General features: G+C 67.3%; 18 protein-coding genes. 11 read left to right on the top strand and 7 right to left on the bottom strand.

Annotated features, from left to right (window positions below; all coding sequences use genetic code 11):
* Positions 1-16: 16 nt before the first annotated feature.
* Positions 17-1,282 carry an ArgE/DapE family deacylase gene (locus EV138_RS26700; protein WP_133981487.1) on the bottom strand — a complete coding sequence of 422 codons (1,266 nt, stop codon included), beginning with the start codon at positions 1,280-1,282 and terminating at the stop codon, positions 17-19.
* A 302-nt stretch (positions 1,283-1,584) separates the two neighbouring features.
* On the opposite strand from EV138_RS26700, the gene EV138_RS26705 reads away from it, so the two are divergent.
* The 4 genes from EV138_RS26705 (at position 1,585) to EV138_RS26720 (ending at position 6,199) form a co-directional block, all read left to right on the top strand.
* The gene (locus EV138_RS26705; protein WP_133981488.1) at positions 1,585-2,043 is read left to right on the top strand and encodes a hypothetical protein; all 459 of its coding nucleotides are present in this window, start codon (positions 1,585-1,587) and stop codon (positions 2,041-2,043) included.
* A gap of 98 nt (positions 2,044-2,141) precedes the next feature.
* Entirely contained in the window at positions 2,142-3,281 is a 1,140-nt protein-coding gene (locus tag EV138_RS26710; RefSeq protein WP_202866833.1) for a COG1470 family protein, read from the top strand.
* Between the two features lie 3 nt (positions 3,282-3,284).
* The gene (locus EV138_RS26715) at positions 3,285-4,376 is read left to right on the top strand and encodes a fibronectin type III domain-containing protein (protein WP_133981489.1); all 1,092 of its coding nucleotides are present in this window, start codon (positions 3,285-3,287) and stop codon (positions 4,374-4,376) included.
* Complete coding sequence (locus tag EV138_RS26720) at positions 4,376-6,199, top strand: hypothetical protein (protein ID WP_133981490.1); 1,824 nt, start codon at positions 4,376-4,378, stop codon at positions 6,197-6,199. The genes EV138_RS26715 and EV138_RS26720 overlap by 1 nt, the downstream gene beginning before the upstream one ends.
* A 49-nt stretch (positions 6,200-6,248) precedes the next feature.
* Here the strand turns inward: EV138_RS26720 and aspS are convergent, their stop codons facing one another.
* Together aspS and EV138_RS26730 are read right to left on the bottom strand one after the other, a co-directional pair.
* Complete coding sequence (gene aspS / locus EV138_RS26725; protein ID WP_133981491.1) at positions 6,249-7,538, bottom strand: aspartate--tRNA(Asn) ligase; 1,290 nt, start codon at positions 7,536-7,538, stop codon at positions 6,249-6,251.
* A gap of 298 nt (positions 7,539-7,836) precedes the next feature.
* Positions 7,837-10,068 (bottom strand): sigma-70 family RNA polymerase sigma factor, encoded by a 2,232-nt coding sequence (locus EV138_RS26730; protein ID WP_166678690.1) that lies wholly within the window; start codon positions 10,066-10,068, stop codon positions 7,837-7,839.
* Between the two features lie 234 nt (positions 10,069-10,302).
* On the opposite strand from EV138_RS26730, the gene EV138_RS26735 reads away from it, so the two are divergent.
* The 5 genes from EV138_RS26735 (at position 10,303) to rsrA (ending at position 13,910) form a co-directional block, all read left to right on the top strand.
* Positions 10,303-11,118, top strand: a complete 816-nt coding sequence (locus EV138_RS26735) for a hypothetical protein (protein WP_133981493.1) — start codon at positions 10,303-10,305, stop codon at positions 11,116-11,118.
* 234 nt (positions 11,119-11,352) lie between these two features.
* Positions 11,353-12,153, top strand: a complete 801-nt coding sequence (locus tag EV138_RS26740) for an SOS response-associated peptidase (protein WP_133981494.1) — start codon at positions 11,353-11,355, stop codon at positions 12,151-12,153.
* 118 nt (positions 12,154-12,271) lie between these two features.
* Complete coding sequence (locus tag EV138_RS26745) at positions 12,272-12,904, top strand: alpha/beta hydrolase family protein (protein WP_133981495.1); 633 nt, start codon at positions 12,272-12,274, stop codon at positions 12,902-12,904.
* Positions 12,905-13,020: 116 nt separating this feature from the next.
* The gene (locus tag EV138_RS26750; RefSeq protein WP_133981496.1) at positions 13,021-13,641 is read left to right on the top strand and encodes a sigma-70 family RNA polymerase sigma factor; all 621 of its coding nucleotides are present in this window, start codon (positions 13,021-13,023) and stop codon (positions 13,639-13,641) included.
* Positions 13,638-13,910, top strand: a complete 273-nt coding sequence (gene rsrA / locus EV138_RS26755) for a mycothiol system anti-sigma-R factor (protein WP_112243716.1) — start codon at positions 13,638-13,640, stop codon at positions 13,908-13,910. Before EV138_RS26750 ends, rsrA begins: the two co-directional genes overlap by 4 nt.
* A 17-nt stretch (positions 13,911-13,927) precedes the next feature.
* On the opposite strand, the gene EV138_RS26760 is transcribed toward rsrA, so the two are convergent.
* Both EV138_RS26760 and EV138_RS38685 read right to left on the bottom strand, forming a co-directional pair.
* Positions 13,928-16,351 (bottom strand): helix-turn-helix domain-containing protein, encoded by a 2,424-nt coding sequence (locus tag EV138_RS26760; protein WP_238158367.1) that lies wholly within the window; start codon positions 16,349-16,351, stop codon positions 13,928-13,930.
* Positions 16,352-16,695: 344 nt separating this feature from the next.
* Positions 16,696-16,770, bottom strand: a complete 75-nt coding sequence (locus EV138_RS38685; protein WP_369759046.1) for a 50S ribosomal protein bL37 — start codon at positions 16,768-16,770, stop codon at positions 16,696-16,698.
* 271 nt (positions 16,771-17,041) lie between these two features.
* Between EV138_RS38685 and EV138_RS26765 the strand changes: the two genes are divergently transcribed.
* Both EV138_RS26765 and EV138_RS26770 read left to right on the top strand, forming a co-directional pair.
* Entirely contained in the window at positions 17,042-18,391 is a 1,350-nt protein-coding gene (locus EV138_RS26765; RefSeq protein ID WP_133981498.1) for an HD-GYP domain-containing protein, read from the top strand.
* On the top strand, positions 18,391-19,674 hold the full coding sequence (locus EV138_RS26770; protein ID WP_133981499.1) for an HD-GYP domain-containing protein: 1,284 nt from the start codon (positions 18,391-18,393) through the stop codon (positions 19,672-19,674). The genes EV138_RS26765 and EV138_RS26770 overlap by 1 nt, the downstream gene beginning before the upstream one ends.
* Here EV138_RS26770 and EV138_RS26775 read toward each other — a convergent pair.
* Positions 19,636-20,217: a DUF5317 domain-containing protein gene (locus EV138_RS26775; RefSeq protein ID WP_238158368.1), complete on the bottom strand. Its 582-nt coding sequence runs from the start codon at positions 20,215-20,217 to the stop codon at positions 19,636-19,638. The genes EV138_RS26770 and EV138_RS26775 overlap by 39 nt on opposite strands.
* Positions 20,218-20,300: 83 nt before the next feature.
* Positions 20,301-21,890, bottom strand: a complete 1,590-nt coding sequence (gene mctP, locus EV138_RS26780) for a monocarboxylate uptake permease MctP (protein ID WP_202866962.1) — start codon at positions 21,888-21,890, stop codon at positions 20,301-20,303.
* Between the last annotated feature and the right edge of the window lie 44 nt (positions 21,891-21,934).

A 21,934-nucleotide genomic window follows, 5' to 3' on the forward strand; every position in this document is an offset into this window, starting at 1 on the left:
AGCACTTTCTACCAGGTCAGGTACAGCGTCGGAGGGCAAGAAGTGCGTAGGCGCGAGCGCAGTGGAGGACGTCGGCGAGCGCGACGTGCTCATCGACCGCGTGGGCGTAGCGGACGTCACCTGGGCCGTACTGGAGTGTGGGGATGCCTGCGCCCGTGTACTGGCGGAGGTCCGACCCGTACGGGCCGCCCATCACGTCGGGCGTCTCGTCGGCTCCGGAATCAGTTGCCGCTCGCAAGATGTCGTCGAGCAGCGGGTCGCCCTCCGGCAGCAGGCCGGACGCGAACACCCCACCTGGCCAGCTGACCTGGACCGGGTGATCGCGCAACCACGCGTCCTTGGCGCAGGCCTCGGCGATGGCTTCTTCGAACGCCAGCCGCGCCTCGGCGACCGGCTCACCCAGCCGTACGCCGTACCGGCCCTCCGCCACGAGCAGATCGGGCACGGTGCTGGCCCAGTCGCCGGCGTGGACAGTGCCGACCGACAACGGGTTCGCCAGGTCGAGGTGCTTCAGCAGGGGATGCGGATCGCGGTTGCGCTCGGCCTCCAGCGCCTGCAGCGCGCGGTGGATCGGCTCGAACTTCTCGATCGCGCTGACGCCTCGGGTCCTGGTCGAGCCGTGCGTCGCCAGGCCGGTGAGTTCCAGCCGGAAGGTCAGCGAGCCCGCGTTCGCCGGGATCACGCCGCCGGCGGTCGGCTCCGCGATCAGGCAGGCCTCGCCGGTGTGACCACGCTTCAACGTGGCGAACGCGCCGACGCCGCCGTCCTCCTCGCCCACCACCGTGTGCACGGCCAGCGGCTTCTTCAGGGAGACGCCGGTGGCAGCGATCGCGGCGACGGCTCCGAAGATGGCGGCGACGCCTGCCTTCATGTCACAGGTCCCGCGGCCCCACATGATGCCGTCGCTGATGCGCGCCGAGAACGGATCACCGTCCGGCCACAGGCTCGCGTCACCGGTCGGGACCACGTCCGTGTGACCGTTCAGGATCAGACCCGGTGTGGTCGCGCCGTCGCCGCCGAGTGTGCCCACGCAGCCCCACGCCTCGGATCGCTCGACCTCCATGCCGGGGAAGTCGGCGTCCGCGGTGATCGACGGCAGGTCGATCTCCCAGTGGTCGACCGTCAGCCCCAGGTCTCGCAGCCGGTCCGCACACCAGGTCTGGACGTCGACCTCGGCCGCGGTGCCGTCGACGCTGGGAATGCGGATCAAGGTTCGCAGCTCGTCGACGATCCGCTCGTCGTCGACGGCGGCCAGCACGGCCTGTTCGATCTCGGAGGTCATCTTTCGGTCTCCCGCTCCATCGGCCGACGGTCTGAGCACGGCGACCTGCCTTCGGTCGCGCTCCGCAGCCGGCTGCCGGTCCAGCCGTCAGGTCCGGGCTCGGCTGCACCCTACACGCGGTCTGCCGGTCCGCGGCACCCACCGAACGCCCGTCAACCGGCCTGCCCGATCGGCCGACGAAGTCCACCCGATCAGCCGACAGCACGGCTCTGTGATCACTGTCACTCTTCGTGATGACGGTCCGCCCTGGACCGGAGCGAACGCGAACTTCGGATCCCCTCACCGGGGAGAGGAGAACCATCATGCGGAACAAGAAGAAGATCATCCTGGCGGGCGTCGCCGTAGCCGTCATCGGCGCCGGCTCAGCCTTCGCCTACTGGACCAACATTGGTTCGGGTAACGGCACCGGTACCACCGGCACGAACGCCGCCATCTCGGTGAGTCAGACGAGCGTGGTCACCGAGCTCGCACCCGGTGCGCCGGCGCAGGCGTTGTCCGGCACCTTCACCAACACCAACAACACCCCGGTGTACGTCGAGAAGGTCTCTGTCTCGATCGATCCCGGCTTCAGCAAGCGGGCCGACTCGACCAAGCCCGCCTGCACCGCCGCCGACTTCACGCTGGTGCAGCCGACTGCCACCAACGCGGAGGTCATCACGGGGGCCACCTGGTCAGGCGGCTCCATCGCCATGATCAACAGCCCGGCCAACCAGGACAACTGCAAGGGCGTCACGGTTCCGCTGGTCTACAGCAGCAACTAGTTCTCCTCGCGTTCTCGGGGCCGGGTGGGGGGAGCTCGCCCGGCCCGTGAACGCCGCAGTGTTTCCAGGCCGAACCAGTTGAAAGGAGTGAGGTCCAGATGTCGCCCAGGCGAGTGTTTCCCGCCCTACGGTCCGCAAGCGCCGCCACGAAACTCTTCCTGGTCGGGCTGCTGTTGCTGCTGACCGCGGCCGGTGTCGCGTACGGCGCCCAGCCGGCCAAACCGGGCCTCACCCTCGGAATCTCACCCGCCAGCCAGTCCATCACCCGCGGCACGGCCGCCACCTACACCGTGGCAATGACGTCGACCGGCGGGTTCACCGGCAAAGTGACGCTGACCGCTACCGGGTTGCCCAGCGGAGCTTCGGCAGCCTTCAGCCCGTCTTCGGTCACGTTGACCTCCGGCAGCACCGGAACTGCGACCCTGACCGTCAGCACGACGTCGAGTACGCCGATCGCGTCCAGCACGATCACGATCAAGGGCACCAGCGGCAGCGTGAGCGGTACGGTCTCCGCCGGCCTGACTGTCAATGCGCCCCTGTCGAGCGCCTTGTCGATGAGCGCGACGCCGGCCTCGGTCACCATGGCGCCGGGTTCCACGGCTGTGTTCACGATCCAGCTGACTCGCACGAACTTCCCCGGCTCGGTGACGTTCGCAGTACTGGGCGGCCTGCCCTCCGGGGCGACGGCGGCCTTCACGCCGAACCCGACGACCGGGAACTCTTCATCACTGCAGATCACCACGCCCGCGACGGCGGCCGACGGCAGCTTCACCTTGTACCTGGTGGGCTCCGGTAAGGACCCGGGCGGCACCACGCGGTACGCCTATGCGAGCGTCGGTTTGGTCATCGCCAAGGCCGGCAACCCGTTCACCATCTCGGGGAACCTGTCTGGCGCACTGGCGCCCGGCCTGTCCCGCCCGCTGGATCTCACGCTCGCCAACCCGAACAAGAAGCCGCTGTCCGTCACCAACCTGACTGTGACGGTGAAGACGGTGACGCGGACGGCGTACGCGATCGCTCACAACCAGCCGTGTACGACGGCGGACTACGCGGTCACGCAGTACAGCGGCTCTTATCCGCTCACTGTCCCAGGCAACGGCAGTGCATCACTGTCCAGCCTAGGTGTCAGCACCTCTGCCCGACCGAAGGTGTCCATGCTCAACACCGCACTGAACCAGGACGGCTGCAAGGGCGCCACTCTGACGCTCGCCTACTCCGGCTCAGGACAGGGGAGCTGAACCATGATCCGCAGACGCTTGCTCCTCCTGCTCGCCACCACCGTCGCCCTGCTGACGGCGGCCGGCGTCGCCCTCGCCTTCTGGACCACGAGTGGCACCGGCGCAGGCAGCGCAATGACAGGCACCCTGGCACCACCGACAAACGTCACCGCCGTAGCAACACCGGGCAGTGGCACGGTCCCCGTCAGTTGGAGCGCATCCAGCCAGGCGACCGGCTACTACGTCCTCCGCATCCGCAACAGCGACAGCTCATCCACCGCGGCCTGCGGCACTTCTGCTGCACAACCGACGACTGCCATCTCTTGTGACGACCTCGCTGTGGCCGACGGCATCTACCACTACGTCGTCATCGCAGTACGAGGCAGCTGGACGGCCACCAGCGCATCGAGCAACGACGTAACCGTCAACAACACCAGGCCCGCAGTCACGGTCAACCAAGCAGCCGGCCAAACCGACCCGACCAAGACCGCCCCCATCAACTTCACCGCCGTCTTCACCACCCCAGTCACCGACTTCACCAGCGCCGACGTCACCCTGACTGCCGGCACCGCGACCGTCACCGGAAGCGGTACGACGTACAACATCGCAGTAAGCGGGCTGACCAGCAGCGGGAGTGTCACCGCGTCGATCGCCGCCAACACCGTGCACGACGCAGCAGGCGCAGGCAACACCGCGTCAACCAGCACAGACAACACAGTCACGTACGACGTAACACCACCCACCGCCCCCGCGCCGGGCGCCACTGCAACCACCGTCTTCGGCACCAACCCGCTCTACGTCAACAACGAACCAGTAATCCTCACCGATGCGGCAACGGATGCGCACTCGGCGGTCGCCTCAGTCACCTACTACTACTGCCCGGGCTCCACCGGCACCTGCACGACCGGAACGTCGATCGGAACCTCGACAACCGCGGCCGGCAACTTCGCATTCAACACCAACGCACCTCTCGTCGGTACAGACGGCCCGTACCGAGTAGTCGCAGTAGCCACCGACACCGCAGGCAACACCAGCGCACCGAGCGCGGCAACGCCCATCTCCGTAGACACCACCCCACCCACCGTCACCCGCCCGACTGTGAACGGACACTCCTGATGACCGCCTTCAACACCCGCCGCCGCCTGACCTGGCTGATCGCGGCTCTAGTGACAACGCTCATCGGAGTGACGGTCGGCATCATCAACAGCACCTCGTCCTTCGCCGCCAGCTCGGCCGGAAGCGGCGACGGCACGATGGGGGTCAGTCCGGCCTCGGTTGTCGCAGGATCGACCGGCAATCAGTTGGTTTTCACCTTCACGGCCCCGAACGGTAAAGACTTCGCTGCGGGTTCTTTGGTGACGTTGACTGTGCAAGCGGGGTGGACGCCGCCTACTACGACTCCCGGCGACGCTGGCTACACAACGGCTGCTGCCGGATCCGGCAGCAGCTGTGCGCCTGGCGCCCCTTCGATCGCTGGAGGAAGCGGGTCGTGGACGATCACTGTTTCGCACTCCTGCCAGGCGGGAGCCTCGTTCACCATCAATTACGGAACGGGGTCGAACGCGACTCATGTCACTGCTCCGACACTCGCGCAACCATCGATCTTCACTTCGGCGTCTCGCGCAGGAATAACCGGGACGGCCGTCAACCTGGCCGGCCAGCCACAGGTGTCTGTGGGTCCAGCTGCTGCAGCGGCGTTGGTATTCACCACTTCGCCGAGCACTTCGGCTGTCGGCGTGGCGTTTGCTACTCAGCCGAAGTTGACCGTCGTAGATGCCTTCGGCAACACCGTTACGAACGACAACTCTGTGGTGACCCTTTCCATCACGACAGGCACCCCGACCAACGGTGGCCCTGGAGCGCTGTCTGCCTGTACGCAGAGCGAGACCAACGGGGTAATCGCCTTCGCAGGCTGCAAGATCTCAACTTCAGGCACGGCCTACAAGCTGCATGCGGTCGACGGCTCCATGACCGCAGTAGACAGCGCTGCATTCAATATCACTGCTGGGACCGCCAGTAAGCTTGCTTACACCACATCGCCTCCGTCAACCGGTGCAGCCGGGTCGGCACTGTCCGACTTCCGGGTGTCCGTGCAGGATGCCGCCGGTAACACCGTCACCACAGGCAATGGCTCGGTCGACACGATCAGCTTGTCTATCGCCAGTGGACCGGTCGGTGGTGCCATCAACTCGACGTCTTCGACCTACACCAACGTTACTGCGATCGGTGGTGTCGCGACCTTCAGCGGAATCGTCTTCAACACCCCCGGAACCTACACACTGAAGGCTTCGGACACGACGGCCGGTCGTACGGGGCTCACCACAGTCACCAGTGGGTCGATCCAGATCAGTGCGGGAGCCGCGAGCAAGTTGGTCTTCATACAAGGGCCGTCGTCTGTGTTTGCCGGCGGAGTTATGACACCTGCGGTGACCGTGCAGTTGCAGGATTCGAGTGGGAATGCGGTTGGTACGTCGGGGGTGAGCGTGACGCTGGCGTTGTCTGCTGGAGGGATCGGTGCCGGGGCGACCGCGGCTACGGATGCCTCGGGGCGGGCGACGTTCAGCGGAGTCGTTATCGATACCGCGGCTGCTGGGCTCACGATGACGGCGTCGGCTAGTGGGATGGCGGCCGCGCCGGCGTTGGGGACGTTTGATGTGACTGTTGCTGTTAGCAACGGTGCGGCACTGACCGAGACAGCGAGTGATGCCGGGGCCGGGGTGAAGTCGGTGGCGTACTACTACTGCGCGGGGTATACCGGTGCTTGCACCAGCGCTAACTGGACATTGATCAACAGCTCGACCAGCGCTGCTGGGAACTACCTCGTGAATTGGAGTGGGCAGCCGGGTAACGGGGCGTACCGGGTTGTGGTGGTGGGGACGGACAACGTCAACTACGTGAGTCAGGCGAGTGCGTCTATCCCGGTGACCGTGAGCAACTGAGGCCCGGCCAGTTCCCTCGGGGTGCCGGGGGAACTGGCCGGGGTTTGGGTTACGGCGTCAAACGGTGGAGGTCTCGGGGGAACAGGGTTACTTGGCGGATGTTTTCGGCGGCGGTTAGGCGGGATACGAAGCGTTCCAGGCCGATGGCGAAGCCGCCGTGTGGGGGCATGCCGTGTTTGAAGGCCTGGAGGTAGGACTCGTACGCCGGTGCGTCGGGGGACTCGCCGCGTGCTGCCAGGGCGGCCGCGTAGTCGCTGTAGCGGTGGAGGCGTTGGCCGCCGGTGACCAGTTCGACGCCGCGGAACAGCAGGTCGAACGAGTTGGACCAGCGTGGGTCCGACGGCTGCGGATGGGTGTAGAACGGCCGCTTCACCATCGGGTACCCCTCGACCGCGACGAAGGCGCTGCCGTGTTCCTTCAACGCCCACTCGCCGATCGCCCGCTCGTCGGCCGGTGACAGGTCCGGTTCGTCCGGGTCCGCCCCGGCGAGCTTCAGCGCTTCGCTGAAGTGCAGTACCGGTACTTCGGCCGGGATCTCGGGCAGCTCGACCTCGAGTCGTTCGAGCGCAGCCGCCGCGCGGGTCCCCACCGATGCGAGCATCCCGGCGATGACGTTCCGCAGTACGGCCAGGACCTCTCGGTGGTCGGAGATGAAGCCGAACTCGGCGTCGAGCGAGACGTACTCGGCCAGGTGCCGGACCGTGTCGTGCGGCTCGGCGCGGAAGACCGGGCCGACCTCGTAGACGCGCTCGAACACGCCGACCATCGTCTGCTTGTAGAACTGCGGCGACTGGGCCAGGTACGCCGGGCCGCCGAAGTAGTCGAGCGCGAAGACGTTCGCGCCGGACTCGGTCGCCGTACCGACGATCTTCGGCGTCTGGATCTCGGTGAACTCCAGACTGTCCAGCGTGCTCCTGAAGCCGTGCAACGCCGCTGCCGCGATCTCCCACCCGGCCCGGATCGCCGGGTGCCGCAGGGCGACGGGCGCGTTGTCCAGTACGACGGGGAGTCCCGCGCCGACCGTCGGTCGCCAGAGCTCGATGGGCGGCGTGTACGCCGGTTCGCTCAGCGGCGTGATGGTGGGGTCGACGATCTCCGCCCCGCCAGGCGCTTGTGGGTTGGCGGCCACCGTTCCGGTCACCTGTACGACGGTCTCCTCGCCCAATTCGTCCAGCTGGGCCTGGGTTTCCGGCGCTTTGACGACGATCTGGCTCAGGCCGGACCGGTCGCGCAGGATCAGGAACCCGACTGTCGCCAGCCGTCGTCTTCGGTGCACCCAGCCGGCCACCGTGACGGTCTGGCCTACTGCTGAGGGGATCTCGTGGTTGAGAATGCGCATCGCTGTTTCACCTCCGTTGGTCAATTCGAACCCCGGAGGTGTGGGCGAAGGGGAATCTCGCGGTGCCACCACACCTTCACCGCCCAGCGTGGATGCCGGACGGCCTCTTGCACTTCATTCGCTCAGGAGTGTCTTCACGACCGGCCTGTACGTCGCCTTCCCAGCTACCGGCGACTCTCTCTTGCACAGGTGAACGGCGCTACTCGGTTCCGTCACCGCGAACCCCTCAAGAGTAGGACGGCCAGGCCGAGAAGAGCAAAAGGATTAGGCCGCGCGGGTCCAGCTAGCAGTGGACTACCTAGCGGTGGCTGGAGGAAGGCGGGATGGGGATGGTGTCCGTGTCGTGGCGGCCGACGGTGGACGCCGTGACTGTCAGTTGGTTGGCGGTGCCGGAGCCGGGCCACGCTGCCCATTCGCTGTTGAAGGGTCTGGTGTAGTGGTCGGTCCAGCAGGTCGCGCGGCGGATGTCGGTCGAGCGTGAGCAGGTCCAGCCGGGATCCACGTTGGACAGGAAGCTGAGCTTACGGCCCCAGGCGATCTCCAGGGTGACCCGGCCGGTCGCGCCCTGGATCACCAGGAACCGGTTGTAGACAAAGGGATTCGGGTCCTGCCGCGGATCCGGCGTGACGATCCGGAGCAGTGACTCGTCCAGCTGGGTCGGTGCCAGCGTCTCCGAATCGGTGTCCGAGACCAGGCCTGCCGTCGCGCTCACGCTGTACGTCCGGGCGGCTGCCGAGCTGTCCTGGGGCACCGGGAAGGCGGCGTACAGGGGAGCAGGGCGGGTCGGAGTGAGCGCGGTACAGGTCTTGGTGGTCTGGTTGCACTTCCAGCCGGCCGGGTTCGCCGCGATCGGCCAGGACAGCGACGCGCCGTACGTGATCTTCAGTGTCACCTGGGCGCGATCGGTGCCAGGGGCAACGGTGAGGACGCGGTAGTGCACATCGGCGTCGGCCTTGCCGGGGCTGAGCTTGAGCAGGTTCTCGTCCGTGCGCGGCGGCGCGACGAGCGTCTCGGAGTCGTCGTCGTAGAGCCGGCCGGCCTTGGCCGAGATGGTGAAGGTGCGGTCGACCGCCGATCCGCCGGTCGGGTCCGCGAAGGTGATCGGCAGCATCTCCGGCGAGGCCGGGTTCGCCGCCGTGCAGGCTCCGCTCTTGCCGTCGGCGGCCTTCGTGCAGGTCCAGCCGGCCGGCGTACCGGTGATCGGCCAGTGCAGTGCGGCGCCGTACTTGACCTTGATGGTCACCGGCTTGGCGTTCGTCGCAGGCACCTTGATGGTGATCAGCCAGGCGCTACCTGAAGCCACCGTCGTCTCGGCGCGCGCAGCGGGACCGTAGATACTCGCGACGCCACCGCCCGACTTCGGTGCGCTGATCGTCAGCAGCCCCTCGTCGAAGATCGGCGTCGTCGGCTCCGGCGGCGTCGGCTTGGGCGTGACCGGAGGTGGCGTCGTACTGGTCTGGGTCGGCTCCGGCTGGGTCGGCTGGACCGACGGCGGCTTGACCGTGGGCGGCTTCACCGTCGGCGGCTTCACGGTAGGGGGATTGACCGGTGGTTGCTGGGTCGCCTTGGACGCCGGCGGTTTGCTGATCGCGGCCGGTGGAGTCTCCTTGCCGGTGAGCGCGATCGCCGCGAGCACAGCGACCACTGCCACCACGACGACCGCGCCGCCGGCGACCGCCGTACGGGTGCTGTTCTCGGTGACCTTGCGCCAGCCGGTGACGACGAAGCCGACCAGGCCGACGTTGGCGCCCGTACCCACAGCGGCGAGGTAGCCGATGCCGGCGGTGCCCAGCAGGGCCGGAGCGAGCAGTGCGGGCAGCGCGCTGTTGACCTCGACGAGCTCGAGGTAGACGGCGGTGCACTTGGCGCAGTCGTCCAGGTGCTCGCGGACGTTGTGGTTCTCGCGCTTGGTCAGGCCGCCGCGCACGTAGGCACCGAGGCGTTCGGTGGTCCAGCGGCAACGATCTCCGGCGACGTCGGCGAGGTGCTGTTGCAGGTACGCCTGGCGCAGGCCTTCGCGGGCCCGGTAGGCGAGCGCGGACACGCCGTTGGCGGTCAGGCCGAGCAGGGGAGCGATGGCAGCGGGCTTCTCGCCCTCCACCTCGGTGTGCCAGAGCACGGCCTGCCACCGCTCGGGCAGGCTCGCGAACGCCTTCGCGGCCGCGCCACTCTCGAACCCGGTGACAGTCGGATCCTCGAAGCCTTCCGGGTCCCGCTCGTACGACGCGATGTCGTCGGTGCTCTGGACCTTCCGGCCGGCCCTGATCCGGTCCACGTGCACCCGGCGGACCGTGGTGAGCAGATACGCCCGGAACGACAGGTCGGGCCCACCACCGCCACGCAGCGCGTCGAGCACTTTGGCGAACGCGTCACTGGCCAGGTCGTCCGCGTCTCCCGCGGGGACCAGTTGGCGGGCCATCCGCACGGCGGCGTGGTGATGCCTGCCGAAGAGCTCGCCGTACGCCTCGAGATCGCCGGCCCGGACGCGGGAGATCAGCTCCGCATCGCTCGGTGCATCCGGCGCTTCCATCTCGGTTCCCCCTGGGTTCGTCACGACACCGTCACTGTCTGTCATTTAGTTGCCGGACACAAGGCTCCCACGAGAGGACGGATCCGTGCACCCTTCATGACGACGGCGGTCATCGCGAGGTTACGCGAAAAAACTTCTGAGAATCCGCGTCATGAACTCGTCCCAGCGCTGTCTCACTCCCAGAACGACGCCTCCGGCCGACCGGCCGGGAGACGAAGGGACTCGAGGAGGGCCATGTCGCTGTTCGCGGATTTCCGCAGGCGGTTCGAGTTGCGCCCACCGCGGTCCCTGCACCTGGCGGGGTCGCCCGCCCGGGTCCGGCCGGAGACGTCGTCACCTGATCAACCGTGCGGAAGGAGGGAGCCGCACGGCACAGCTGGTACCGACCGCAGCGCTTATCTCGCGATTGCCGAAGCGCTACGGGACGGTGCCGACGTCGTGCCTGCGAGTGACGAGGTCGGCCGCCGACTGGCGGAGGACGGGGTCTCGTTGCTCGAGGCACTTGATGGGCTGGGTGCGCTGTACCGCGCGATCAGCGGGGGCGAGCCCGCGTTCGAAGCGGTACGCGCACTCAGTTCCAGCTGGGCCGAGGCTTCACTCATCTATCTGCACTCGCTGTCCTGCGAGGACCCGCTGACCGGGCTGTCCAGCCTGGCGCACCTGCGGTCCCGCCTCGGCGAGATCTACCGGGAGGCCGATCTCCGTGGCACATCCGTACCGGCGACCCACGCACTGGTCGTGGTCGAGCCGCTCAACCCGCCGGGCATCACGACGCTCGACCGCGAACTCCGGCTCATCGACGTCGCGGAGTGCCTGCGGATCGTGTTCGCGGGCGGCGACGTACTGGGCCGCCTCGGCGCACGTCGCGCGGCGGCGCTCGTCGGCCGCGAGCCGAACCTGCCGGACCAGGTCGAGACGGCTCGAGCGTTGATCACCCAGTGGCGGATGGACACCGACGAACCCCAGTTGGCCCGGCTCTGGATCGAGGGCCTGCCCCCCTCCGTCCAATGGGGCGCCCGGCTGCTGGACGACCTGGCAAGACCGACCTAGGACCTGCGTCCGGACGCCAACAGGGGGGTGCCCGGACGCATCGAACCGACGGCGGATCGCCTATCACGGGGTAGGCGATCCGTCGTCGCCGTCCGCCTCTACCTGTACTGCGAAGCGCCATCTGCCGGCACCGCGTGGGCCTGTACTCCGAGTCCGCGGCCGGCCCGTCCGCGGCGCTCGGCCCCCGCCACGCAGTACCGGATTTTGTCGGTCGCGCTGGCTAGGCTGCTTGTCATGTGTGGGAGATATGCGTCCAGCCGGGACCCGGCCGATCTGGTGGTCGAGTTCGAGATCGACGCGGGCAACGTCCGGGAATCCGTGCAGGAGCTGCCGGAGAACTACAACGTGGCCCCGACCGACCCGGTGATCGCCGTGGTCGAGCGGAAGAACCGCGAGCAACCCGACGAGGTCGTCCGCAAGCTCACCACGGTGAAGTGGGGACTGGTGCCGTCCTGGGCGAAGGACACCTCGATCGGCAGCCGGCTGATCAACGCCCGGATGGAGACGGTCGCCGAGAAGCCCGCGTTCAAGAAGGCCTTCGCGACCCGGCGCTGCATCCTGCCCGCGGACGGGTACTACGAGTGGTACGAGACCGAGCAGAAGCACAACGGCAAGCCCGTCAAACAGCCGTATTTCATCCGCCCCGCCGACGGCAGCGTGCTGGCGATGGCCGGGCTGTACGAGATCTGGCGGGACAAGTCGGTCGCCGATCCGGACAAGGACGAGGCGTGGCTCTGGACCTGCACCGTGCTCACCACGACGGCGACCGACGACCTCGGCCGGATCCACGACCGGATGCCGTTGCTGGTCGAGCCCGAGCGCTACAACGCCTGGCTCGATCCGCGCAGTTCCGATCCCGACGAGCTACGCGAACTGCTCGTCCCGGCCGCTCCCGGCCGGCTGGAGGCGTACGCCGTATCGCGCGCGGTGAGCTCGGTGAAGAACAACGGACCCCAGTTGGTGGAGCCGCTCCCTCCCGACGGCATCGACCCGATCGACAAGCCGGAGGAGCCCGAGGAGACCACTCTGTTCTGACGCCGGAGGAGAGTCGCCGGACCACCCGGCCGACGCCGGACGAGGCGAGCGGAGGGACGGCTCGTGTGTTCGGCGCGCGGCGGGCCGCAGTACGGTCCGGAAATGACAGGATGGGGCCGTGACCGACGAACGGATTGTGGCGACGCCGCACGGTGAGGCCCGGATCGTGGCGCACCGGGCCCGGCGACCAGTGGCGACTCTCGCACTCGGTCATGGCGCCGGGGGTGGCATCGAGGCCGGTGACCTCGTCGCACTGGCCGCGCGGCTGCCGAAGCTCGACATGAACGTGTTCCTGATCGAACAGCCCTGGCGGCGGGCCGGGAAGAAGCTCGCGCCGGCGCCGAAGGTGCTCGACGAGGCCTGGGTCGCGACCATCGGCCAGCTCCGGATCAGGACCCCGCTGGTGCTCGGTGGACGAAGCGCCGGCGCCCGGGTGGCCTGCAGGACGGCGGCCGGCCTGGGAGCTTCCGGCGTACTGGCGTTGTCGTTCCCGCTGCATCCGCCCGGGAAGCCGGACAAGTCGCGGGTCGACGAGTTGCAGGGGTCGCGGCTGCCCACGTTGGTGGTGCAGGGCGAGAAGGACCCGTTCGGTACGCCGCAGGAGTTCCCGCCGATGACCGAGATGGCCGTGGTGCCGGACGGCGACCATTCGTTCAAGGTGCCGAAGCGCGCCGAGCTCACCCAGGCCGAGAGTTACGAGCTGCTGGTCGAAGCCGTGTTCGAATGGGTGACCCGGGAAGTCTCGGGCTGAAAGTCCTGCCAGAGGCGGGGAATGAGGCGCTGGGCGGCGGCGTTGTGACCAACATGATGGCAACGAGCCTGGCTCCCGCGCAGAAGACTGGGAAGACACCGGTATTCTCGATCACGATGCCGACTCCCACGACCACCGAGACACCCGAGCAGCGGACCGAGCGCTTCGAGCGCGAGGCGCTGCCCTTCCTCGACCAGATGTACGCCGCGGCGATGCGGATGACGCGTAACCCGTCCGACGCCGAGGACCTGGTCCAGGACACCTTCGCGAAGGCGTACAGCTCGTTCCACCAGTTCACGCCCGGGACCAACCTGAAGGCGTGGCTGTACCGGATCCTGACCAACACGTTCATCAACGGCTACCGCAAGCGGCAGCGTCAACCGACGCAGTCGCCGACCGAGGAGATCGAGGACTGGCAGCTCACCGCCGCCGAGTCGCACACTCCCGGTGGCCTGAAGTCCGCCGAGGCCGTCGCCCTGGAGCACCTGCCCGATTCCGACGTGAAGTCGGCGCTGCAGTCGATCCCGGAGGACTTCCGGCTGGCGGTCTACCTCGCCGATGTCGAGGGCTTTGCCTACAAGGAGATCGCCGACATCATGGGTACCCCGGTCGGCACGGTGATGTCACGGCTGCACCGTGGTCGCCGCCAGTTGCGCGAGTTGCTGGCCGACTACGCCCGGGAGCGGGGACTGATCCCCGGCGAGACCGGAACGAGTGCTTCGGAGGAGGAGTCGTGAGCTGCGGCGAGCACCACGACGTGGACTGCAGCGAGATCCTGCAGCGTGTGTACGTCTTCATCGACAACGAGCTGGAAGACGCCAGCAACGACGAGATCCGCCAGCACCTGGAAGAGTGCGCCCCCTGCCTCGACCAGTACGACCTGGAACGCTGCGTCAAGAAGCTGGTGCACCGCTCCTGCGGCGACGAACACGCCCCCGACTCCCTGCGCACCAAGATCCTCGCCCGCCTCACCGAGATCCGGGTAGAAATCACCACCACAGACTGAACCCCGGCCAGGCTTGGTCAGGGCATAGGAGTGTCGGCGAGGAGCTGGAGAGCGGCAGCCTCGCCGCTGGGGGAGATGGTGTGCAGGATCGCGGCTGCCCGTTGCCAGAGTGATCGGGCAGTCGTCAGGTCCTGCTGGGCGGCGTGGATCCGCCCTAGCTCGATCAGGATCAGACCTTCGCGCTGTTTGTCGGTATAGACGCGAGCCAGCCGGAGGCCTGCCTGCGCATGTGTTGTCGCGTCGGCGTAGCGGCCCGCGTTGAGGTGGACCATCGCCAGGGACTGGTGGCCCTCGGCCTGGGCGGCGTCGACTCCGATCTCGTCGAAGATGGCCAGGCTGGTGAGTATCGCCGCGGTAGCCAGGTCGTCCCGGCCCGTCGCGAGGTACGACTGGCCTGCGGTCAGGTGTCGCTTGGCCAGGGACCGGCGGTTGCCGGCCTGTTCGGCCATCGAGATGCTGAGATCGAAGAATTGCTTGGCCAGCTCGGCGTCGCCGCGCAGCGCGTGCAACTTGCCCAGCGCTAGGTTGCTGAGCCCTTCGAGGAGCGCGTCCCCGATCCGGCGGCTGTGGCGTAGCGACTCCTCGGCCCACACGAGCGCCTCGTCCAGCCGGCCCATCAAGGCATGCACATAGCTGAGCGACGACAGACAGCGCCCTTCCCCGGACAGGTCCGAGATCGCGCGGAACATCTCCAGGCTGTTCAACATGTGCGTACGGGCGAGTTCGAAATTGCCGTGTTCCACCGCGGGAATGGCCAGATCGTGCTCGAGCCAGGCGGCGAGGCGGGTAAATCCCAGCTCGCCGGCGATCTGCCGGCCGATGACATCGGCCGCGTGCATCTCGGACCAGCGGTTTCTGGATTCGTAGAAGCCGAACAAGGCGAGCGCGAGTTCTGGAATGAGGTTGCGCAGCGCCGCCGAGCGGTTGGCCTGGCGGAACAGTTCGACGAGATTGGGCAATTCCCGGTCGATCCAGTTCAAAGCCGCTCGGGCATCGGGGAAATCAGGGATCGAGGCAGTGAGCGAGCTGGCCAGGGCCAGCCTGTGAGCCTTCGGATGGGTGAGTTGCTGGCACTTCCACGCGATGCCGGTGTAGAGCTGGACGAGCCGGGTGAGGGCGTCCGTGCGAGTTCCCTCGGACAGAACCTGGTGAGCGCGTTCGCGGGCGAAGGCGAGGATCAGGTCGTGGAAGCGGTAACGACCAGGGCCGATCGATTCCAGCAGGTTGAGATCGACCAAGCGCTCGAGCATCTGCTCGGTGTGCTCGACGGGTTCGCCGAGTAGGTGGGCCGCGGTGAGGGTGATCAGGTCCGACGTGTTCGGCAGGCCCAGGAGGTCAAGGGCTTCCGCGGCCTGCTGGTCGAGTTTGTCATTGCTGTTGGCAAGGAACTCCACCGAGCCGGCGATGCTGGCCCGTACGCCGGATTCGCCGGTGCCGAGTTCGTCGAGGCGGCGGTGCTCGTCCTCGAGTTGCTCCACGACGTACTCGACCGGCCAGGACGGCCGGGCGGCCAGCCGCGCACCGATCAGCCGCACGGCCAGTGGCAGGTGGCCGGTCAGGTGGGCGATCGACTTGGCGGCCGGGCTCTGGGGTGAGACCTGCGAACCGACGGCGATCCGCGACAGCAGCTGGACCGAATCGGCCTCGTCCAGCGGCGCGAGATTGAGCTGCCGGAAGCCCGGCAAAGTGGTGAGTGCCCGCCGGCTGGTAACGATGACAGCCGAGCCGGGGGCACCGGGCAGCAAAGAGGTGACCTGGCCCGCGCCGTTGGCGTTGTCGAGCATGATCAGCATCCGCCGCTCGGCCAGTCGCGACCGGTACAGCGAGGCGGCTTCGTTCACGCCGTCAGGGATGGTCCGCTCGTCGACGCCGAGCGACCGAAGGAGCTGGCCGAGGGCATCCAGTGGTCCGATGGCGTCGCCTGGGCCGTAGCCGCGCAGGTCGAGGTAGAACTGGCCGTCGGGAAAGTTGTCGGCGGCAAGGTGAGCCGCGTGGACCGCCAGCGCCGTCTTCCCGACGCCGCCCATACCGGTGACCGCGACCATGCGCACAGTCCCGGGAGGACCGTCGGCCCGGGTCAGGGCCTGCAGCAGGATCTCCAGCTCGGCGGCGCGGCCGGTGAAATCGGACAGGGTCGGCGGGAGTTGCCTGGGCACCGACGCGGCGGGCTCGACCGGGGGCTCCTTCGGGACCGGCTGTCCACGTCGTGCGCCCCGCGCCGCGAGGGCGAGAGTCTCCACCGCGGCGTCGTCCAGGCCGAGCGCCGTACCCAGCGCACGGATCGTCTCGATCCTGGGCCGTCGGCGCGAACCACGCTCCAGCAGGCTGACCGCCTGCTCGCTGAGACCAGCCTTCTCGGCCAACGCAGCCTGGGTCAGGCCTGCGCCGGTCCGGTACCTGCGGAGGAGTGCCCCCAGATCCTCCTCGGTCAGCCGACTCACCTCCTGCCCCTCGTGGAATCGCAACGGGCGGAACGACGCCCGTGGCCCCAACTCTAGAAGCTCAAGGGCAGGCCCCGCTGCGGTTGTCCACAGGCTCGGCCGGCGGTTGGTGCGGGTGAATGACGCCGTTGCCGATGTCGGCACCATTGTGACGGCGGCACTTCGGTGACTTTGTCCGCTACTGCGGACAATTGGTGAACTACTGTTTGAAAATAGCGCTGAGTATCCGGTGCTGAACGCTCCGGATACAAACCTCTCGCATTAGTGGTCTCGTCGTGACATGTGACCAAATTGCAAAGGACCCCGGTCTTCACCGGGGTCCTTGCTGTGCGTAGCCGCCTGGGTCAGGCGTTCGGGCGCTTACCGTGGTTCGCGCCCTTCTTCTTGCGTGCACGGCGCTTGCGGCCGGTCTTGCCCATAAGAAAGCCTCCTTGTAACAACTGCAAAGAGTCACAGTCTCTCATACCACGACGGTGCGCTCAGCATCGTGCGGCGGGTCACGGTCTGGCTTACAGTGTTTCGGCGCAGTCCTGATGAGCAAAATTAAGTCTAGTCAGCGATGTGCTGTCTGCCCCCTGTTCCCCCGCATTGGTGGGGACAAGACCGCGACCGCTGATCGGAGGTGACCTATCATGGCCGACTACTGGGACTGGTGAGCCGACGCTCCGGGCTGAAGCAGGTGGTCGAGTGGTGAGGCACCATGCGCTGCGCGTATTTGTCTCCTCGGCGACTCTTCTGGCCCTCGTGATTCTCGGCCTCGCGTTCGGGCGGATCACGGATCTTCCGACCCTTCTTGCGTTATGCCTGCTCATGCTCATCGGTGGGCTGCTGCGTTTCTCCGTCGCGCCGAATTATCTGGCTTCTCTCGACTCGGTCGCCCTCATGGCGGTGTATGTCATCGCGGGCCCCTGGGCCGCGGTGATAGCCACCGCAGTCGCCTATCTGCCCCAGGTGCGTCGTCGTCTTCCGCTGATCAGACGGGTCTTCAACGGCGCCCAGCGGATCCTGGCCACCGCGGCAGGTGGCGTCGCCTACGCACTGGCCGGCGGACCCGTCGGGGACGGCGCGCTGAGCCACGAGGCGCGAGCGGTCTTCGGTGCCATGGCGGCAACGCTGGCTCAGCATGTGACCAATGCCGCACTGGTGAGCCTGGTGATCTGGATCGACGGCAAGTCGAGCCCGGTGGAGTTCCTCCGGCAGGTCGTCCTGCCGACGTTCTTCCCGATGGCCGGCTACAGCTTCCTGGGCCTCCTGCTGGCGGTCGTCTGGCTCGGCGGTCTCGGCGCGCTCGCCGGATTGCTGGTTCTCGTCCCGCTCCTGTTCGCAAGGTGGGCGCTGTCGCAGTACGAGGTCGAGAGGACGGCCCAGGCGGCGACCATGCGCGCCTTCATTCAGGTGATCGAGACCAAGGACCTCTATACCCGTGGCCACTCCGAGCGGGTCAGCGAGGGAGTCGGCATGCTGGGGCGGCAGTTACGGTTGAACGAGGACCGGCAGAGTGCCCTCGAGCACGCGGGACTGTTGCACGACGTCGGCAAGGTCGGCGTACCGACCAGCATCATCCGCAAGCCGGGCCGGCTGGACGACATGGAGATGGACGCCATCCGGCTGCACCCCGCTCGCGGGGTCGAACTGATCGGCAACATCCCGTTCCTCGAAGAGGTCAAGTCTGCCGTGCTGCATCATCACGAGAAGTACGACGGCAGCGGGTACCCGGCGGGTCTCAGTGGCGAGGGCATCCCGTACTTCGCCCGGATCATCGGCATCGTCGATGCGTTCGACTGCCTCACCTCCACCCGCTCCTACCGGCCGGCCCGCAGCGTCGAGGAGACGCTGGCGATCCTGAAGCAGGACAAATACACCCATTTCGACCCGCTGCTGGTGGATGCTTTCGTCGACGTCATCGAGCGGAACGGCTGGAAGCCGTCCGTCGCCGATCAGCCCGAGCCCGACGCCAGCGTCGAGGCCACCATCGATCATGACGATCTGAGCCTCGGCAGTAGCGGTGGCGCCTCCGGCTCCGCCGCAGGGCCGGTCTGATGGCCTGGGAGCACCCGGAGGGCGCAGAGGTGTCCAACCGGCTCGGCAGCGGCATTGTGATCGTGATAGCCGGTCTTGGGCTGGGGCTGGCTGCTCTGCTGATCACGGCCCGGCACGGGGTGACGGAATGGCCGTTCGTCGCCGCCTTCGGCCTGCTGATCGCGATCGGCGAGATGGTCCAGTTCAAGGTCGATCGAAGCCGCAACCGGGCTCCGATCGCCACCAGCGCCGCCTTGGGGTACGCGATGCTTCGTGGCCCTTCGCTGGATATCGCCCCCGACGTCGCCCAGGTGATCGCAGTGACGTCGGTCGCGACGATGATCGGCATGTGTCCACGGGCGATCGCCGGCCTTCGCTGGGACATCGTGGTCTCCAACCGCCGAGTTCTGTCTGTTGCCTGCGCCGCGGTCGTCTTCTCTGCCGTGGTGCCTCGCGACCTCGGCTGGAACGGATCATGGCGGCACGCGATTCCTCTGGTCGGCGCGATGCTGCTCGGCGTACTGACCGCCGGTCTGGTTGATGCGCTGGTGGGGGCGGGACAGGCGACCGAGTTGTTCAACAAGCCGTTTCCTGCGTCTCTGCGCGACGAACTACTGGTGATGGGCCAGATCGGTATGGCGATGGGCCTCAGTGGGGTTCTGCTGGCGGCAGGCACCTCGCTGCTGGGGTTGTGGGCGCCGCCGTTGGTGATCGTGCCGTTGTTGTTGACGCAGTTTGCGTTTCGGCGGTTTGCGTCGGCGCAGCGTACGTATCGGACCACTGTGCGGTCGATGGCTCGCAGTACGGAGATCGCGGGGTTCAGCAGTCCTGGGCAGAATGCGCGGACGGCCAGTTTGGCGGTGGCTATTGGGAATGATCTGGGGTTGACGCCGGCTCGGATGGAGGCGTTGGAGTACGCGGCGTTGTTGTCGGGGGTGGGGCAACTGGCGTTGGCGGATCCGAGTCCTGGTGGGGCGTCGTTGTTGCGGACCCGGGAGGAGCGGCAGCGGGCGGCCGAGATCGGGGCGTCGGTGATCGAGCGGTCCGGCGTACTGGATCGGGTCGCGGAGATCGTCCGGCACTCCAACGATCCGTACCGGCAGGGGAGGGCGAGCAACTCGGACATTCCGTTGGAGAGCGGGATCGTCAACGTGGCGCTGGCCTACGAGCAGTTGGTCGGCGAGGGAACCGGGCAGAGTTCGGACAAGGCGTTGGAGAGCATCGGCCTGGGGATCGGCGCCGAGTACGACCCGGTCGTGGTGGAGTCACTGCGCCGGGTGGTCGGGCGAGGCTTTCGCTTCTAGGTCCCGCCACGACGGCGCCACGTCAGCGGCTATGCGGCCGGTGCCACCCATGCCGGCGTACAGCAGTAGACCGGCACCTGCGGCGATCAGTACGTCGCCTGGACTCACTGCCTGGCCCAGGCCGGGCAGAGCGACTGGTACTACGTCCCCCAGCCAGGGGAGCGCCGTAGAAGCGTCGGCAAGCTCATGGCGGGCGTCGGCCACGAACCGGTCGAGTCCGGCGCGCAGAAGGGCTCTGGTGGACACCGGCATGGCCCCGTTCAAAGCGACCACCAGTGCGTTGGCGGAGAAGCCCAATGCCAGCAGGGCGACTCCAGGGCGCCGCAGGTTGAGTCGCAGGAACACGGCGATGCACGCGGCCGAGCCGATCAGCCCCACCGGGTAGGCGATACCACCGGCCAGAGCGCCGAGCATCTGCCCGATACAGGCGGCCGCCAGCCAGTGCAGCCCGGTCAGTGTGTTGTCTGCCAGGTGACTGAAGCGACCGCCCGTGAGCCGAGCCGCCCCCGCGGCGAGCACCATGACGAGCAGAACCAGTAACACTCTCGCGATTCTGCCCGCCATGGGCCGCTGATCCGGTTTAGCGCACTCCTGTGCGTGTCGTGTCGATCACGCTGCGTTCCGTACTACGCCTTGGCGGGCGCCGCTCCTTCGCCGTCAAGGATGTCCGGCAGATCCTTCACGCCCGGGTCGCCGGCGTCGGCGACGTAGTCCGTCGGGTGGGTCGAGTCGACGCCCGCGGCAACCTTCAGAGCCCGGAAGATCAGCGTCAGCACGATCACCACCAACAGGTTGATGACGAACGAGGTCAGCGCGATGTACACCTGCTTGTCGGTGAACGGGAAGTTCGACAGCGAGCCACCGAAGTGCTTCTTGGTGGCCGGGTTGACCACCCGGTACGCCGTGATCGTGCCGTACACCATCGCGACGGCCCAACCGGCCAGCAATGCCCACCGGTGGAACCAGCGGGTGAACAGACCGCCGACGATCGCCGGGAACGTCTGCAGGATCCAGATCCCACCCAGCAGTTGCAGGTTCAGCGCGATCGTCTTGTCCATCGCGAGCACGAAGATCAGCGCGCCGAACTTCACCACCAGCGACGCGAGCTTGGACACCTTGGCCTCCTGGGCCGGCGTGGCGTCGCGCTTGATGAAGTCGCGGTAGATGTTGCGGGTGAACAGGTTCGCCGCCGCGATCGACATGATCGCCGCCGGCACCAGCGCACCCACCGCGATCGCCGCGAAGGCGATGCCGGCGAACCACGACGGGAACTCCTGGTCGAACAGCCGCGGGATCGCCAGCTGCGGGTTGGCCAGCCCGTCCAGGCCCTTCACGTTCACCTTCGCGGTGATCGCCATGAACCCGAGCAGCGCGAGCAGACCGAGCAGGAGCGAATAGGCCGGCAGGATCGCGGCATTACGCCGTACCACGTTGCGGTTCTTCGTGGAGAGCACGGCGGTGACCGAGTGCGGGTACATGAACAACGCCATCGCCGAACCGAGCGCGAGGGTCCAGTACGCCGAGTAGCCGCTCGCGCCGGGAATGAAGGCGCCGGTCGGCTTGCCCGTCGTCGGGTTCGGCGTGGTCATCTTGGTCTTCGCGGCGTCGAAGATCGTGTCCCAGCCACCGAGCACATGCGGCAGGTAGATGATGGCGACCCCGATCACCAGGTAGATCAGGCCGTCCTTGACGAACGCGATCATCGCCGGGGCGCGCAGACCGGAGGAGTACGTGTACGCCGCCAGTACCGCGAACGCGATCAGCAGCGGCAGGTCCTTGGCCAGCGTGTTGCTGCCGCCGAGGCCCATCGTCTCGAAGACGGCCTGCATACCGACGAGCTGCAGCGCGATGTACGGCATCGTCGCCAGGATGCCGGTGACCGCCACCGCGAGCGAAAGCCCGCGGCTGCCGTACCGGCCGCCGACGAAGTCCGCCGGAGTCACGTAACCGTTGCGGTGCGCGACCGACCACAACCGGGACATGAACACGAAGATGATGGGGTAGACCACGATCGTGTAGGGCACGGCGAAGAAGCCGCTGACCGCCCCGGTCGCGTACATCGCGGCCGGCACAGCGACGAACGTGTACGCCGTGTAGAGGTCGCCGCCGAGGAGGAACCAGGTGATGAACGTGCCGAAGCCGCGACCACCCAACCCCCACTCGTCCAGGCTTTCCAGAGCGCCCGTACGCCGCCAGCGCGCGGCCATGAAGCCCATGACCGTCACCGCGGCGAAGATGATGATGACGATGGTCAGCTGGA

The sequence above is a fragment of the Kribbella voronezhensis genome (genome assembly GCF_004365175.1).
Taxonomy (GTDB): domain Bacteria; phylum Actinomycetota; class Actinomycetes; order Propionibacteriales; family Kribbellaceae; genus Kribbella; species Kribbella voronezhensis.